This is a genomic window from Flavobacterium pygoscelis, from assembly GCF_023162025.1.
GTDB classification, from domain to species: domain Bacteria; phylum Bacteroidota; class Bacteroidia; order Flavobacteriales; family Flavobacteriaceae; genus Flavobacterium; species Flavobacterium pygoscelis.
The window spans coordinates 318,809-334,802 of the sequence record NZ_JALNUB010000001.1 but is presented as its reverse complement, the minus strand read 5'-3'; the positions used below and the strand labels follow the sequence as shown (position 1 = coordinate 334,802).

15 protein-coding genes are annotated in these 15,994 nt (G+C 31.5%); 2 read left to right on the top strand and 13 right to left on the bottom strand.

The genetic code is table 11. The annotated features are described in order from the left end of the window. Positions 1–168: 168 nt before the first annotated feature. From dut to MW871_RS01385, 10 genes are all read right to left on the bottom strand, one after another. On the bottom strand, positions 169–603 hold the full coding sequence (dut, locus tag MW871_RS01430; protein ID WP_248427310.1) for a dUTP diphosphatase: 435 nt from the start codon (positions 601–603) through the stop codon (positions 169–171). 214 nt (positions 604–817) lie between these two features. Next, complete coding sequence (locus tag MW871_RS01425; protein ID WP_248427309.1) at positions 818–2,290, bottom strand: lipopolysaccharide biosynthesis protein; 1,473 nt, start codon at positions 2,288–2,290, stop codon at positions 818–820. A 109-nt stretch (positions 2,291–2,399) separates the two neighbouring features. Continuing rightward, positions 2,400–2,771 carry a hypothetical protein gene (locus tag MW871_RS01420; protein WP_248427308.1) on the bottom strand — a complete coding sequence of 124 codons (372 nt, stop codon included), beginning with the start codon at positions 2,769–2,771 and terminating at the stop codon, positions 2,400–2,402. 92 nt (positions 2,772–2,863) lie between these two features. Next, on the bottom strand, positions 2,864–3,307 hold the full coding sequence (locus MW871_RS01415; protein ID WP_248427307.1) for a GNAT family N-acetyltransferase: 444 nt from the start codon (positions 3,305–3,307) through the stop codon (positions 2,864–2,866). Positions 3,308–3,535: 228 nt separating this feature from the next. Further along, a complete protein-coding gene (locus tag MW871_RS01410; RefSeq protein ID WP_248427306.1) occupies positions 3,536–4,120 on the bottom strand; it encodes a hypothetical protein in 585 nt (194 codons plus the stop codon). 551 nt (positions 4,121–4,671) lie between these two features. Beyond that, positions 4,672–5,409, bottom strand: coding sequence for a DUF542 domain-containing protein (locus MW871_RS01405; protein ID WP_248427305.1), 738 nt, complete (start codon positions 5,407–5,409; stop codon positions 4,672–4,674). A 20-nt stretch (positions 5,410–5,429) separates the two neighbouring features. Further along, positions 5,430–6,329, bottom strand: coding sequence for a hypothetical protein (locus MW871_RS01400; protein ID WP_248427304.1), 900 nt, complete (start codon positions 6,327–6,329; stop codon positions 5,430–5,432). A gap of 45 nt (positions 6,330–6,374) precedes the next feature. Next, positions 6,375–7,964 carry an MFS transporter gene (locus tag MW871_RS01395; protein ID WP_248427303.1) on the bottom strand — a complete coding sequence of 530 codons (1,590 nt, stop codon included), beginning with the start codon at positions 7,962–7,964 and terminating at the stop codon, positions 6,375–6,377. After that, on the bottom strand, positions 7,964–9,028 hold the full coding sequence (locus MW871_RS01390; protein WP_248427302.1) for an HlyD family secretion protein: 1,065 nt from the start codon (positions 9,026–9,028) through the stop codon (positions 7,964–7,966). Before MW871_RS01390 ends, MW871_RS01395 begins: the two co-directional genes overlap by 1 nt. A gap of 1 nt (position 9,029) precedes the next feature. Continuing rightward, positions 9,030–10,361, bottom strand: coding sequence for a TolC family protein (locus tag MW871_RS01385; RefSeq protein ID WP_248427301.1), 1,332 nt, complete (start codon positions 10,359–10,361; stop codon positions 9,030–9,032). 184 nt (positions 10,362–10,545) lie between these two features. Between MW871_RS01385 and MW871_RS01380 the strand changes: the two genes are divergently transcribed. Further along, the gene (locus tag MW871_RS01380; RefSeq protein WP_188049317.1) at positions 10,546–11,343 is read left to right on the top strand and encodes an AraC family transcriptional regulator; all 798 of its coding nucleotides are present in this window, start codon (positions 10,546–10,548) and stop codon (positions 11,341–11,343) included. 1,052 nt (positions 11,344–12,395) lie between these two features. After that, positions 12,396–12,710, top strand: a complete 315-nt coding sequence (locus MW871_RS01375) for a hypothetical protein (protein WP_248427300.1) — start codon at positions 12,396–12,398, stop codon at positions 12,708–12,710. 174 nt (positions 12,711–12,884) lie between these two features. Here the strand turns inward: MW871_RS01375 and atpG are convergent, their stop codons facing one another. The 3 genes from atpG to atpH form a co-directional block, all read right to left on the bottom strand. Next, complete coding sequence (gene atpG / locus MW871_RS01370) at positions 12,885–13,745, bottom strand: ATP synthase F1 subunit gamma (RefSeq protein WP_188049315.1); 861 nt, start codon at positions 13,743–13,745, stop codon at positions 12,885–12,887. A 99-nt stretch (positions 13,746–13,844) separates the two neighbouring features. Beyond that, on the bottom strand, positions 13,845–15,422 hold the full coding sequence (atpA, locus tag MW871_RS01365) for a F0F1 ATP synthase subunit alpha (protein WP_188049314.1): 1,578 nt from the start codon (positions 15,420–15,422) through the stop codon (positions 13,845–13,847). A 38-nt stretch (positions 15,423–15,460) separates the two neighbouring features. Further along, the gene (gene atpH / locus MW871_RS01360) at positions 15,461–15,994 is read right to left on the bottom strand and encodes an ATP synthase F1 subunit delta (RefSeq protein WP_210645248.1); all 534 of its coding nucleotides are present in this window, start codon (positions 15,992–15,994) and stop codon (positions 15,461–15,463) included.

Below are 15,994 nucleotides of genomic sequence, written 5' to 3'. Positions count from 1 at the left end.
AAGTTTACGAAGGTTTTAATTATTATTTTTAGCCTCAGATTAAACTGATTTCCGAGGAGTTTTATGTTATTGCAAGGCACGAAGCAAAGTAATCTCAACCTCTAATTAATAATTTATATAACATCTCGACTGCGCTCGATGTGACAACTGTTTACTGAAAGCTGAAAACTACTTTACTCCAGTACTACCAAAACCACCTTCTCCGCGAGAAGTCTCTGTTAGTTCTTGTACTTCAATCCATTCTGCGCGTTCGTGTTTAGCAATAATCATTTGCGCGATGCGCTCTCCATTTTGAATTACGAAATCTTGATTGGATAAATTTACTAAAATCACTCCAATTTCTCCACGATAATCCGCATCAATCGTTCCAGGCGAATTGAGAACAGTAATTCCGTTTTTGGCAGCGAGACCGCTTCTGGGACGCACTTGCGCTTCGTAACCAATTGGCAGAGCAATAAAAAGACCCGTTTTTATGATGGCTCTTTCTAAAGGTTTTAATGTTATCGGTTCGGTTATAGTAGCTCTTAAGTCCATTCCTGCTGAAGCTATGGTTTCATAGTTTGGTAAGGCATGTCCTGATTTGTTAATGATATTTATTGTCATTCTATTATTTTTTTGAAATTGAAATGTGTTTTTAAAAGAATATTTCTACTGTATTCTAAGTCCTAGCCGTGATGGAAGTGGAAAGCCTTTTTTTATAAAATTATATTTTTTTTGGTACAAAAAGAGCGACTGGAAGAAGCTCCTTTTTGGTGCCTAGAAAAAAATAATTTTAGGAAAAAGCTTGAAACGTACAGCGCGATTAGCTCCCAGAAATTTAAATTTTATTTGGTTTTCGTTTTAAAATTTTAGTTAATAATTCTTTTTCGTTGTGGTATATAAAATACATGAATAAGAGTAATAACGGGATTCCGACGAAATAATTCTCTCTAAATCCGTAAAATGATATCGCAGAAAAACCGATGGAAACCAATAGATATATCGCTATTTTATTGATGTCGTAAGGGATTGGATAATACTTATTTCCAAAATAATAGGAGATTCCCATCATACTGCCGTACGCTGCAATAGTGGCAATTGCGGATCCGTAATAACTCATCGTTGGAATTAATAAATAGTTGAGCGCTAATGTTATGATAGCTCCCACAATTGAAATATAAGCGCCATAATGTGTCTTGTCGATGAGTTTGTACCAAACCGAAAGATTGGTGTAAATTCCGAGAAAGAAATTTGCCAAAATGATAAGCGGCACCACTTTCATGGCTTCCCAATAAGAAGAGTTTTGAATCATTATTATTTTTAGAATATCTGCAAAAACGATGACCGAGAGTAAGATAAAAGAGCCAAAAATGACAAAATATTTGGTAATGGTCGCGTAAGTTTGTGGCGCATTTTCATTGGATGCATGGCTAAAAAAGAAGGGTTCTATTCCTAAGGTATAAGCAGTGCGATACAAAACCATAAATAAACCTAGTTTGTAACAAGCCGAATATACTCCGACCTCTGAGGCTGCAATGTTTTGTGGTAACAAATAGCCCAATAAAATTTTGTCAAACTGTTCATTGATGGCAAATGCAATTCCAGCAATCATGATAGGCATTCCGTACTTCATCATTTGCTTCCACAAATTATAATCAAACTGCCATTTTAGTTTGAAATAATTGGGTGAAAGCACTAGAAATGTCAATAAACTAGCAACAATATTAGATACGAAAATATAGCCAATCTGGAAATTCTCGATATAAAAAGTACTTAGGAAATGGTCTGGATTTGATTTTGCAATCGCGGGTAAGCTAATCAAAAAGAAAATGTTTAGAAATAGATTGACTGCTACATTTCCTATTTTTATTATGGCATAACGTATCGGTTGTTGATTGACCCTTAACTTAGAGAAAGGAACAATTACCAAAGCATCGAGCACGAGAATCCAGATGGTGTAAGTAATAAATTGCACATCTATTCCTGACCATCTTGCAATAGTATTTTGGGTTAATAAGGACAAAACTAAAAATATAAAAGAGGTCCAGAATATAGAAACCGAGGACGTCTCTACTACAGCATTTTTATTTTTTTCTTTATTGTAAAATCTAAAAAAGGCAGTTTCCATTCCGTATGCGAGAATTACATTGAAGAAAATCATACCAGCAAAAATGATGGAGATTTTTCCGTATTCCTCTTTTGGCAGTAAATCGGTGTATAAAGGAACTAATAGGAAACTAAACATTCGCGGAATTACCGTTGCCAAGCCGTAAATAGCAGTTTGTTTAAAAAGATTTTTATATAATCCCAAAATGGTGTGTAAATTAAATTAAAGGAACAAAAATAACTATTTCTTTGATTTAATCCTCCGTTGTGTCTAATTGTTTTAGAAGAGCTCTAGTCGAACTAATAACATAAAACTATCGGACTACTCTTTCAATTACATTTGTAATTTTGAAATAGTTTGTTTTGTTGTTAATTTGATATTCTAGCACCGCTTCATTAGATTTTAATTCAAATTTTGATTTTGCTATAACCGGAGGTTTGTTTGCATATTCCTTGGTACTATGTGAATCTAAAATTAAATCTACTTTTTTAGAGTTCGCAGTAAAATGAGCTACAAATTTATTAGTATTTATGGCCTCAATAACAGCCTGCTGATTGTGAAAATAAACTTTTTTTAAGTGGATCGTTTTGGCTAGCGGTATTTGGAACTCTATGCAAAATTGAATTGTACTTTTCTCTATATTTTTTTGATAGGAAACAGATTGTATTTCTTGAGGAAATTCCATTTGAAGTTCTTGTTTAATACCACAAAATGTTAGAACAAAACAAAGAATAAAAAAGGAAATTATGGTAAAGATTTTTTTCATTAGCATAAACGTTAACTTAGTCCTTCTTCGTTTAAGATTTTAAGAAAATGAAATCCCTTTGGCACATATCCTTGATTGTAATAAAACCGATGTGCGGTATAATTTCCGGTAAAAGCATCGAGAACAATCATGGTGCAACCCGTCTCTTTTGCTTTAGCATCAATATAATCTGTCATCATTTTTCCGATGCCTTTGGATCTATGATCAGGATGTACAATAAAATTATCTATTTCTAAATATTTACCCGACCAAAGTTTTGTTCCAGACCATAATCCTGAAATTCCTACGCAAACACTACCTTCAAAAACAGCTACTTGCCTGTAATTGTGCGGGATCATTTCTGTAAGATACGAATCGTATTTTTCTATCGTAAATTTAGAATATAAATGTTGCATGACTTCAAATTGAGCCAGCATTTCTTGCTTTGTGGTAAGTTCTTTAAGTTCTATTTTCATGTGTAATTTAAAAAAGATAAAATTAACCAAAAAATCGGTACGATAAAAAAGTACTCAAGGAATAAAGCTATTTATAGAATTAGCTTGTTAGAAAATGGTATAAATTATAGTTCTCCTTAAATTTATTTAATGATATCAAAATTAAATCTAGTTCGTTGAAATACAATACTTAGAATTACTAAAAAGGATCGGCAGTACCGATCCTTTTCTACATAAATTATTAAACTATTACTTCATGGATTCAAAATAAATCACCTCTCCTTCGGTTGTTATTTGTAACACACTTTTTTTTCCGTTTTTCAAAATTTCGAGGAAATAATTATCTTTATCAAAAGGTTTTCCGTAAAAAAGCATATTTGTTACATTCTCTTCATTATCATCATAATAAATTACACTTCCTTTACTGTATTCTTTATACTTTTCATTAATTTTATTTTGAGCATTTACAGGTAAATCACTGTATTTTTTAATTGTGGTGGTTCCTATTAATTTTGAATCTTGGTCATAAAAAGCAGCCATTGCATATCCTTTTTTCATAAAACTTGCTTGGTCAAAACTATCAGATTTTTTCCATTTTGCATTAGTTATACCTTTAAAATCTTTGATAAACTGACTTTTTGATTGCTCGCTAACCTCTTGCGATTTTAGTTTATGAAGTTCTTTTCTAAGAACCTTTTTCTCTTGTTTTTCGTTCTTGTCTTTTTTGTCTAACGATTTTATTTCGCTTTTCAATTTTTGTTCCTGAACTGTTTGCGCTTGAGATACTGCAAACGTTAACATAACAGCGCCAACTAATAAAATTACTTTTTTCATGATTTTTTAAATTTAAATGGTTTGTAATTCTTTATTAAAATTGATTTTAGGGCTGTAAAAATTGGTTATGTATTATTGCAAATCGATTGGTAAAAGTGAGTTTAATTTATAAATCATTTGTATTAGAAATAATGAAATGACAATTGAAAAATTCTACTAAACTGTATTTTTAAAAAAGCTTTCTATAATTAAAATTGGTTTAAAAAATTATAAAGTAGCGCAATTATTAAAATAGTATCCAATATAGCTTATAGATAAATTGACCAATCCTGATGCGTTGCTAATGTGATTAATTCTACTCTTTTACATTATAAAAAAGACTAAATTAGTGTTGTCCTAATACTGAGAGTACTGTAAAAATTGAGGCGAAAAAATAAAGCGATAATCCATTAAAGATGAGTATATTAATTAACAATTTAGCCTATCAAATTTACGTTATAATTTAGTGCAGAATTTTACTTTAACATTATCTTATAACAGAAAAGTACCAATTAGCTCGAATTTGAATTTTGATTCAATACTTATGTGTTATTTTTTTAAATTCAATTATATCAAAAACAGCGATTTTTTAATAAAAGAGCTTCAACTTCAAGTGCTTTTGGATACAATAAGTTGTTTTCTAAATGAAGTTGTAATTCTAACTTAGTTTCAAAATCATTAAGCAATTCCATTACAACCTTGTAAGCATTACATTCTTTGTTTTGCACTGCATAATTATTACATAATTCTCTAATTTCTAGAAAATGTTGGCCCTCAAAATTATTCTCTTGAATAATATTCTGGCTATGAATTTTAATGATTCCTAGGTATTTACAATCAATAGTTTCTTTGTTTTCGATCAAGTTTCCCATTTTTCTTACGTAAGGAAATAAGACAAAACGCTCTTTGTTATTGTGGTTTTCAATTTTCTTAAAAACCTTAGTAAAGAGTTCCATAATACAAGTAAGTTCTGGTCTTAAATCTCCGTATTCCTTGCAAAGAACAAACAAGTTTTCAATAATCTTTGGCGCCCTGTTTTTGATATAAGAATGGTGTTTTTCCTCTATGTAGCAAGCCAACTCACTTATCGACCAACTATGAAAATCCAATTGTTTTGTATCAGTTACAGCTATCGCATTTTGCAGATCTTGAACCAGTATTTTACTTGAGATGTTCTTACTTTCACACACTTCTTGAAGGGTTCTTTCTCCTCGGCAATAATAATCAATTCCGTACTTTTTAAAAACTGGAGCCAATCGGTAATCCTCTGTTACTAATTCACTCAAAGTATTGTTTTTTAGACTAAACATATCGTAATGTTTTAATTTATTTATAAAATAAGATTATAATCGCTCTCTAGATTTTTAATCATTGTGGTAACTGCATTTTTAAAATGAACATCTTCAATTTCTTTGTACTTGACCTTTTCCTTACAGTTTAAAGGTTTGATAAAAAACAAATAAAATAACTGACGCCATTCCTGATCTGTTCTATCTCTATTTTCTAAAAATTGTTGCAGGTAAGCAGTAAATCGAGATTCAAAAAAAAGATCGATATCTTTGATATGATTTATTATTTGATGTTTTTCTAAATAAAATAATAACAGCGAAATAATTTCAGTAGTTTGCTCTTGTTGTTTATAACCAACAGGTGTTTTACTGATTAGTAACACACAATTAAACAAAAGCATTTCAAATCTTCCTTCACTATTTGCATATTTATACCTCGGAAATTTCTTGACACCATCATAGGCTTTACAAAATAAAATTTGTGCCCTTTTATTTTTAACTCCTAAATGATTTTTTGAATCGTTTACAAAATCACTAGAAATTCCTTCTAGTTTTAAGAGTGTTATCTCTTTTAATACACCTGATTTTGTAGCAATAATATCGGATACCATTTGATGAAACATTTTTTTTTGATTTTCATTTTCTAAAAAATACCATTCTTGATTATCAATAATATTTTCAGAATTGATTCGTTCGATTTCAACGCATAAAATTCCATCAAATTGGGTTAAAACCAGTAGTAATGAACCTCTATGATTTAAAATTTCAAAGGTTAATGAATCTGCACTTTCATGCTCAAGTCGAATATTCTTATCAATATGTTGGCATAATGCTATTAATTCTGAATAGATGTATTTAATATTTTTCTTTTTACTCTGTAGGAAATTGTAAAATAATAGTCCAAAAATAATGACTGTTCCGGCCAAATAAAATATCCACATAATGCTTAATTTAAAAATAAAATAGCCTACCAATCCTTCAGTGTATTAAAAAGGAGAGGGTTGGTTCTTAGAAATAGTCACAATAGTTCGATTGATGTAGGGAAATAAAGCAACTAGTAATAGAGTCACTACAAGTAACGTACAAATCATTTCATAATAATCTATCCCAAATCGGATGTGGTTTTGCACATTTACTGCGTTTACAACTATTTTGTTAGAGAGTTTAGTAGATTTTCCTAATGCAGAACCATGTACTATTAAGGAATTGCTATACTTTACTAATTGTTGTTTTGCTATAGGATTCAAAACACTAATTTGATTCTGAAATGTATTAAAATGTTTGCTTTTTGAAAACAGTTCATAATAATTCATCAGGCCTGCGCTCAAATAAAAACCCAAGCAACGCATCAGTAAACAAATTCCTGCTGAAGTAACACCAAAGCGCTCTGGAACTGACGAAACCATAAAAATGATAGACGGAGTCATTAAAGTTCCTACACCAAGTCCTTGAAGGAATAAAGGCAAATAAAAATAACCTTCGTTAGCCTGTGTTGTAAATAGAAAAATCATCCCTGCATGGTAAATTAACAATAGTGAGAATCCATAAAGCCATAATAGCCTAATGGGACGATGTTGCAGAATATAAACCCCAGCACTGATTACACCAACTACAATTCCTAGAATATTCAGTAATGTAATATCGCCGATATGCAGCGGGTCTAGTTTTAAAACCGTTTGAAAATAAGTGGTTGTAACACCTAAAGCAAACCTGCAGATATAAAAAATAAGAATGACCGCACCTCCAATATAAAAGTTTCTATATTTAAAAACGGCAAGATCGAAATAAGGACGTTTGAGGCTGGATTGTCTGAGCAAGAATAAAACCAATAAAACGAATATTGATACAATACTCCAGAAAATTCTAGGATCTTCTAGCCAATAATATTCTTGTCCGTAAACCATAATGTAACCTATTAAGCAAACAAAACATGCATAGAGAATAAAACTTGCCCAATCCAATTGATATAAAGGAAATTTTACGTCTAAGTGAACATTGTTCATAAATAAATAGATAAATACTAAACTTGGGAAATACGAAAATATAGCGCATTTGTATAAAAAGTTGAAGTTGAATGAATCTACAATATTGGCGGTTAGGAAATTATTGAGTGGAATCATACAAACTAGCATTCCAAAAAAAATAGAATATCCTATAATTCTAGCCCTTTCAGTTCGAAGCTGCGAATAGATTAAGGATAAAGAAAGATTTACAGTCATTGTAAAAGCCATTCCTTGTATGAATCTAAAAACAAAAAGGATAGCAACTTGCTGTGTGCTGTAACAGATATAGGAAGTCACAATTTGGATTATTGTAATGATGATAAAGTATTCTTTTGCAGCTAAAAATCTAAAAAAACGCCTTTCTAAAGAAAAGAAACTCACATAGCCTGCATAAAACAAGGCAACCGAATAAATAACATCATACGTCTCAATTCCAGTATTTCCTGCTGCGGCAGCTACATTTGTCATCGGAAGAAAGAAAAGCACAAGACTAGGCAAGAGTACTATAAAGAGTACTATTTTTATGAGCCAGTTGGGCACCCAATCTTTAAATAAGAAAATTTTAGGAAGCATCAATTCTGATTTTTAGCAATCGAAACATTTACGTTCATTCCTGCTTTTAGTAATTCAATATCCTTTTTAGATCCTGTTACTCTAATTCTTACTGGAATTCGCTGAACAATTTTTACATAGTTTCCAGTAGAGTTGTCTGGTGGTAATAAAGAAAAACTAGATCCAGTAGCAGGTGAAAGTGAAATAACAACACCTTTGAATTCCTTTTTAGAATACGCATCGGCTGTAAAGCGTGCCGTATCACCAATTTTCATGGTTTCTATTTGAGTTTCTTTGTAATTGGCGACAACCCATTTGTCTGTTTCCGAATTAACAATATAAGCCAGCACTTCTCCAGCATTGATCATTTGTCCTTTTTCAACGGTTCTTCGCCCCATAACGCCATCATAAGCAGCTCTAATAATAGTATAAGAAACATCAAGCTTATGACGATCTAATAAGGCGCTCAATCGCTTTATCTCGGCTTTTACAACTTCTTCTTGCGCTTTTGCATCATTAATTTCTGAAAGCGAAGCACTGTATTTATCATTTGCAGATCGTTGTTCTGCTTCGGCTATTTTATACGAAGCTTCTTTAGATTCAAATTGTTGGTTGGTAGCAGACTCTGAAGCGACTAATTTTTTATATCGCGAATATTCGAGGTTTTCTTTCCACAATGCCGCTTTGGTAACCAAAATTTTAGACTGATTTACTTGTGCAGTTTTACTTAATGTGGCCACTTTACTTTTCCACACTTCCAGTAATGCTCTAGCATTAGACAAAGCCGCTTCTGTTTGTTCTTCCTGAATTACGTATTCCTGATTATCAATTACTAATAAGGTATCCCCTTTTTTGACTGCTTCATTTTCTTCAAATTTAATGGCTACAATAAAACCTCCTGCTCTAGATATTACGGGATTTATATATTCTTGTACTTGAGCGTCATTAGTGTTTTGATTAAAGTAAATGTCAACCATCGTAATCACGCCCCATATTGATAAAACGATTGCAATGCTTCCAGCAATCCAGGCTGTTATTTTTGTGATGAGTTTATCTGTTACTGTATAATTATTTTTGTGTCTCATTTTAAAGGGTTCCTAAGATATTTTGAAGTTGATAATAATTTATTTGAGCATTTATTTTAGAGGAGGCGTAATCAAATTGGCTTTGTAACAATTGTACGTTAGCATCCAGAAGATCTGTGATTAACGAGGCCTGATTAAAATAGTTTTCATTTACAATTCGCGCATTTTCTTTAGACTGATCTACATCTGTTTTGGCTACATCAATTCTAACAAGGCCTTCTTTAAAACGCAAATACGATTCATAGACTTGTTGTCTTATTTTATCATCTGTATCGTGATGTTCTAATTCTTCTTTTTCAAGACTTAATTTTGCAGCTCTCACTTTTGGCTTATTCAGGTACAATTCTGATAAAGGAAAAGAAGCTTTTACTCCAAAAATTCCTAAAGTATAATTGCTTGGTGAATACGGATATAAAAATATTTGAGGATTAGCGAGATAAAATTCGCCATACAAACCAATTTTAGGACGAACATTGGCTTTGCTGTTGTTTAATTCTATTTTAGAGAGTTCCGTTTTACTTTCAGAAATATTATACTCGTAAGAATTGTGTTTGGCTATTTCTAAATATTGATTGTAGGGTTCTAAAATAAAACTTTCAGGTTCTAAAATTTCATGAGGATTTATGAGTTCTTCATCCGGAAGGCCTATTAAAATATTTAATCTCTGGTTCGCAATTGCAATATCATTTTCAATTTTTACAAGCATCATTTTCTGATTAGATAATTTCAGTTCAACTCGTAAAACATCACTTCTTAAAATGACCCCATTTTTAAATAAAGATTTAATTTCTGCAAGTTGCTTTTCTTGATTTGCTATATCTGTGATCATTAAATCTCTAAAAACAGTACTTCTTTGTAAATTGAGATAATAAATAGCCGCTTCTAACTTAATCTCAGAAGTAGTCATTTTTTGCTGTTCTAAAGCAATCGAAGCTAGTATTTCTTTTTTGTCAATTTTTAAATTCAGCTTATTACCATCATAAACATTCAGATAATAACCAGTGCTCACTTTGTACAAAAGATGAATGACTTCGTGTTGTGTAGGTTTATGAAACAAACCGTCTTCATAAACGGGAATATTTGTAGCATATTCATAATTTCCTTTAATCTCTACCTCCGGAAGTCGCTCCAATTTACTTTCAATAACTTCTTCCTTATTGATGCGATATTCTAATGTACTAAGTTGAATTTTTTTGCTGTTTTCAATCGCTTTAGACCAAGTCTCATTAAGGTTTAAAGGGATTTTTGAGTTTGTATTGTTTTGTGAGTAAATAAAACTAGAGAAGGTAATGAGTAAAATTTTTAACAGATTTCGAAAAGTAAAGCGGATCATTTTTTTATAATTTGTGGATACAAATATAAAGTCGAGATGCTAGGATCGATTTGTAAAAAATAGTCTAAAATTTGATGAAACCAGACATTTTAAAACAGGAAATCGGTAACTTTGAAAAATAAAATAGCGAACCCTAACTCCATACTATTGTTTAGGATTAGTTAGTTTCTAAAACCTTTATTTCATGAGTCTGATAGCCTCTCTACCAAACATTGATAAAATAGCTGATTCTGTCTTTGTAATGCACGAACGCTCTGAAAAATTTATACCTTATCACAGTCATGCAAAAGGGCAACTTTCCTATGTTGAAGGAGGATTAGCCTATTTACAATTAAACGATAAAAATTATGTTATTCCAGCTCGACATTATTTTTGGGTTCCATCTGGATTAGAACATATTTTAAAAATTGGACATTCAGGTACTATTTTGCGTTCCATTTTTTTTTATACCTATGATGATAATAAAAATTTATTTTTTTCTGAAGTAGGAATATATCCAATCAATGCTCTTTTGCTACAAATGATCAAATACACGGAGCTTTGGGATGGTCCAATAAAATCCGATGATAGCAGGTATCAATTCTTATCGGTAATCAAAAATATCCTCCCCGAAATCAGCAACAAGAAACTACCTATAAGTTTACCTTTTACTGACCACGAACGCATGCAACCCATTTTAGAATTTATTGCAAATAACATAACGGCTAATCATACCTTGGCCAGTTTGAGTACTCATTTTGGAATAGGTGAACGATCCTTGTCTAGATTATTTCAAATTACTTTAAAAACCTCCTTCCTACAATATTTAAAATTATTACGAATGGTAAGGTCGATAGAACTGATGTTGCAAAGTGATATATCAATTAGTGAAATTGGATATGCGGTAGGATATGATAGTTTATCTTCTTTTAGCAATACGTTTTATCAAATGACCAATTACAGACCCTCAGATTTTAAACGCGAAATAGCTGCTAGAGAATAAAATCACTTTTAAAAATTAGAAAGAAAAAGTTCAAGTATCCTATTTATTAAGATTCAAATGGTAAGAAGTGATATTGTTTCATTTATCTAATATTTTTAGCCGATCGAGAGTTATGATGTATAAAATGTATTATTAGCATTCTTTTTAAATGGTCAAATTAATGCAGTATAACTAGCTTAAAGCCTTTATGACTTTAAAAAAAGTAGATAAAGCATTTTTTATCATTAAAAGTGAAAAAAAAATGAAATATCACTAAAAGTGGGTATTGCAGATATGTTTTAATTAATTGAAATTTGTCGAAGAGAAAATCAAAAAAAAGAGGTGTATAAAGCTATTGAACCTCGTAAAAAAAACAAAGCAGGGTAAAGCTAAATTTCACCCACAAAAAAGGAGCATCGGGTAATAAAGCTAATTGACCCTTAAAAGAAACAAGCAGGGTAAAGCTATTTTCACCCATAAAAAAAGAGCATCGGGCAAATAAAGCTAATTGACCCTCAAAAAAACAAAGCAGGGTAAAGCTATTTTCACCTACAAAAAAGGAGCATGGGTAAATAAAGCTAATTGTCCCTTAAAAACAAAGCACGGGTAAAGCTAAGTATAACCCATTAAAAACAGAGCATCGGGAGTATAAAGCTATTTGACCCTAACAAACAAAGCCACAGGTAAAAGCTAAGAATGCCTTACAACACAGAGCTACAGGACTATAAAGCTACTTGTTCCTTAAACAAAGCAAAAAAAAGAGCCAATAGGCTCTTTTTTGTTTTTTATACTTTTTTTAAATCTTAAAAAGAACTTTTTACAAGACCAATAGTTAGTAGCTGCTATGTTAAACGAATATGCTTTTGAACAATAAAAAATATTTAAATTAATTGAAATAGGAAAATAGAGTTGCTTTTAAATAATTAAAAAAAGTTTTATACTGAGGAATAAATACAGATTTATTATTAATCATCAGCAGATCGAAAATACTTAGCTCGCTTTTACTTCTTTTTAAATCCTATAATTACATTGTTATCAATAGAAAATACTCAATCACTCAAAATAATAGATAGATGAATATGTATTTTATTGCTTTTTTAATCTTAATTATTCCCCTATTATTACAAATTATAGTAGGCACCATGGCTATAATAAAAGTCATTAAATGGAACTTTGATTTAATTTGCATCATCACTATGTTTAGTCAAATTGGTTTGATATTTCTAACTGTAAATAGGATTGCAATAGAAAATCAAAATGTAAAATGTGGAATGCCTCAAGTAGCAATTATTATTTTGGGAATTACATTCTTAATCACTCTTTTAATAACAATTGGAATCCAAATTCTGATTAGAAAGCTGATAGCTAGAAAAGCTAAACTGAAGTAAATTATAGAAAAAAATTATCTAATAAGAATTAGTTTTAAAGAAATATGTATTCAATATTAGTTATTCAATTGCACATAAAAGCGTTATTATAATGTCCAAAAAAAAAAGTTGAAGAAAACTAAAAAAGGCGATTGAAACTAAATTCAATCGCCTTTTTTTATAATATAAAATTCCTTATCCTTTCAACGCTTCTGCACCACCAACGATTTCTAAAATCTCGTTCGTAATTGCTGCTTGACGTGCTTTGTTATAAGTTAATTTTAATTGATCTCTTAACTCGGTTGCATTATCAGTTGCTTTGTGCATTGCGGTCATACGAGCACCATGTTCTGAAGCAAATGAATCGCGTATTCCTTTATATAATTGTGTTTTCAATGATTTTGGAATCAATGTCAAAACAATTTCTTCTTTTGAAGGTTCAAAGATATAATCACCAGGAGTAACGTTTAAATCAGATTTAATTGGTGCTAAAGGTAAAAATTGTTCTGTTTGAACGATTTGTGTAGCTGCATTTTTAAATTGATTGTAAATCAATTCAATTTTATCATACTCACCAGAAACGAATTTCTCTGTTAAAGTATCAGCAATTTTAGCGACATTATCAAAAGTTAATGCATCAAAAACTGGACTTTCATTCGCAACAACATTAAGCGTTTTACCTAAAACATCATTTCCTTTTTTTCCTATAGCAAAGATATCCACTTGTTTTCCTGCATAATATAATGCACGACTTTTAGCTTCCTTAATTGCATTGGTATTAAAAGCTCCTGCTAAACCTCTATTAGAAGTAACAACAACTAGTAATACTTTCTTGATTTCACGCTGTGTTGTATATTCTTCACCAGCATCACCTTCAAGAGTAGCAGAAAGATTTTGCAACAACTCCGTTAATTTTTCGGCATAAGGGCGCATCGCTGTGATTGCATCTTGTGCTTTCTTTAGCTTTGCTGCAGAAACCATTTTCATCGCAGATGTAATTTGCATCGTAGATGAAACGGAAGTAATTCTATTACGGATTTCCTTTAAATTTGCCATTTTATTTTAGTCTAATGCCTTAAAGTGATAAAGTCTAAAGTCCTTGAAAAGCCGAATTACTGACTTTAAGACTTTGGACTTTATAACTTTGGACTATTTTTAGTTATATTTTGCTGATAATTCTTTTGCAACAGATTCGATTACATCTGTAATTTCGTCTGTCAATTTTCCTGCTTTCAAAGCGTCAAGAGTTGCTCTGTGTTTGTTGTTTAAGAATTCTAAGAAATCTTTCTCAAATTCTCTTACTTTATTCACAGGAACATTTTTCAACAAGTTTTTTGAACCAGCATAGATAATTGCAACTTGATCTTCAACAGTATAAGGATCGTTTAAGCCTTGTTTTAAGATTTCAACGTTTCTTTTTCCTTTTTCAATTACGTTCAATGTAACCGCATCAAGATCAGAACCAAACTTAGCAAACGCTTCCAATTCACGGAATTGTGCTTGATCTAGTTTTAATGTACCTGCTACTTTTTTCATTGATTTAATTTGAGCATTTCCTCCAACACGAGATACAGAAATACCTACGTTAATTGCTGGACGAACTCCTGAATTAAACAAATCTCCATCCAAGAAAATTTGACCATCCGTAATCGAAATTACGTTTGTTGGAATATATGCAGATACGTCACCAGCTTGAGTTTCAATAATTGGTAATGCAGTCAATGAACCACCACCTTTTACAATTGATTTCAATGAATCTGGTAAGTCATTCATATTTTTAGCAATTCCGTCATCAGCAATTACTTTACAAGCACGCTCTAATAAACGACTGTGTAAGTAAAAAACGTCTCCAGGATATGCCTCACGTCCCGGTGGTCTTCTTAACAAAAGAGAAACCTCACGGTAAGCAACAGCTTGCTTAGATAAATCATCATAAACAATTAAAGCTGGACGACCTGAATCTCTAAAATACTCACCAATTGCAGCACCTGCCATAGGAGCATAAACTTGCATTGGAGCTGGATCAGAAGCATTAGCAGCAACAATAATGGTATACGCCATTGCTCCTTTTTCTTCTAACATTTTTGCAATTCCTGCTACAGTTGACGCTTTTTGCCCAATTGCAACATATATACAAAATACTGGTTTACCAGCATCGTAAAATTCTTTTTGATTTAAGATGGTATCGATACAAACAGTTGATTTACCTGTTTGACGGTCACCAATAACTAGCTCACGTTGACCTCTACCTACTGGGATCATAGCATCTACTGCTTTGATACCTGTTTGTAATGGCTCAGTAACTGGTTGACGGAAGATAACTCCAGGAGCTTTTCTTTCTAATGGCATTTCGTATAAGTCTCCACCAATTGGTCCTTTTCCATCAATAGGAAAACCAAGTGTGTTTACTACACGTCCTACCATTTGTTCTCCTACTTTAAGAGAAGCAATACGTTGTGTTCTTTTTGCAGTCGATCCTTCTTTGATTCCTGTAGATGGTCCTAAAAGTACCACACCAACATTGTCTTCTTCAAGATTCAAAACAATAGCCTCAAGACCATTTTCGAATTCTACTAACTCACCGTATTGAACATTTGAAAGCCCGTAAATACGAGCAATACCATCTCCAACTTGAAGTACTGTTCCTACTTCCTCTAGCGTAGCGCCAGATTCAAAACCTTCTACTTGCTTTCTTAATATTGCTGATATTTCAGCAGGTTTAATTTCCGCCATCTTAATTTATAATTTAGACACTTTAAAGTGCAATAAAACTAGTTACTTAACTCTCTTTTTAATACTTGTAATCTATTAGCAATAGAAGCATTATACTCCTTGTCACCAATTCTTAAAATAAATCCTCCAATAATAGCAGGATCTATCGTATTTACTATTGTAATTTTCTTATTTGAAAATTCTTTTATTTTTTCAGAAACTTTCGCTTCTAATGCAGAATCCATTGCAATTGCAGTAGTTACTTTTACTACTTCAAAGCCATTCATTTCATCTGATAAAAGAACGTATTGCGAAACAATATCTTCTAAAATTTCAAATCTTTTGTTTTCGAATAACAAATGGAAAAGACTTTTAGTCAATTTAGTTGTACTTGCGAAAACTTCAGTTAAAGCACTTTCTTTAACACCAACAGCAATAGTAGGGTTTTGAATAAAACTATTCAGTTCCTCATTTCCATTTATTGTTGAAGAAATCAAAGCCATGTCTTTATAGACTTCTTGCTCATTTCCTGCAGAAATAGCTAAATCTAAGAATGCTTTTGCATAACGAATTGCTGCTCTAGTTCCTGACAT

What these genes read in the sequence shown, in the direction of transcription:
- dut (WP_248427310.1), bottom strand. Translation starts at nt 603, where the DNA reads ATGACAATAAATATCATTAACAAATCAGGACATGCCTTACCAAACTAT.
- MW871_RS01420 (WP_248427308.1), bottom strand. Translation starts at nt 2,771, where the DNA reads ATGGAATTTCCTCAAGAAATACAATCTGTTTCCTATCAAAAAAATATA.
- MW871_RS01415 (WP_248427307.1), bottom strand. Translation starts at nt 3,307, where the DNA reads ATGAAAATAGAACTTAAAGAACTTACCACAAAGCAAGAAATGCTGGCT.
- MW871_RS01410 (WP_248427306.1), bottom strand. Translation starts at nt 4,120, where the DNA reads ATGAAAAAAGTAATTTTATTAGTTGGCGCTGTTATGTTAACGTTTGCA.
- MW871_RS01405 (WP_248427305.1), bottom strand. Translation starts at nt 5,409, where the DNA reads ATGTTTAGTCTAAAAAACAATACTTTGAGTGAATTAGTAACAGAGGAT.
- MW871_RS01400 (WP_248427304.1), bottom strand. Translation starts at nt 6,329, where the DNA reads ATGTGGATATTTTATTTGGCCGGAACAGTCATTATTTTTGGACTATTA.
- MW871_RS01395 (WP_248427303.1), bottom strand. Translation starts at nt 7,964, where the DNA reads ATGCTTCCTAAAATTTTCTTATTTAAAGATTGGGTGCCCAACTGGCTC.
- MW871_RS01390 (WP_248427302.1), bottom strand. Translation starts at nt 9,028, where the DNA reads ATGAGACACAAAAATAATTATACAGTAACAGATAAACTCATCACAAAA.
- MW871_RS01385 (WP_248427301.1), bottom strand. Translation starts at nt 10,361, where the DNA reads ATGATCCGCTTTACTTTTCGAAATCTGTTAAAAATTTTACTCATTACC.
- MW871_RS01380 (WP_188049317.1), top strand. Translation starts at nt 10,546, where the DNA reads ATGAGTCTGATAGCCTCTCTACCAAACATTGATAAAATAGCTGATTCT.
- MW871_RS01375 (WP_248427300.1), top strand. Translation starts at nt 12,396, where the DNA reads ATGAATATGTATTTTATTGCTTTTTTAATCTTAATTATTCCCCTATTA.
- atpG (WP_188049315.1), bottom strand. Translation starts at nt 13,745, where the DNA reads ATGGCAAATTTAAAGGAAATCCGTAATAGAATTACTTCCGTTTCATCT.
- atpA (WP_188049314.1), bottom strand. Translation starts at nt 15,422, where the DNA reads ATGGCGGAAATTAAACCTGCTGAAATATCAGCAATATTAAGAAAGCAA.
- atpH (WP_210645248.1), bottom strand. Translation starts at nt 15,994, where the DNA reads ATGTCAGGAACTAGAGCAGCAATTCGTTATGCAAAAGCATTCTTAGAT.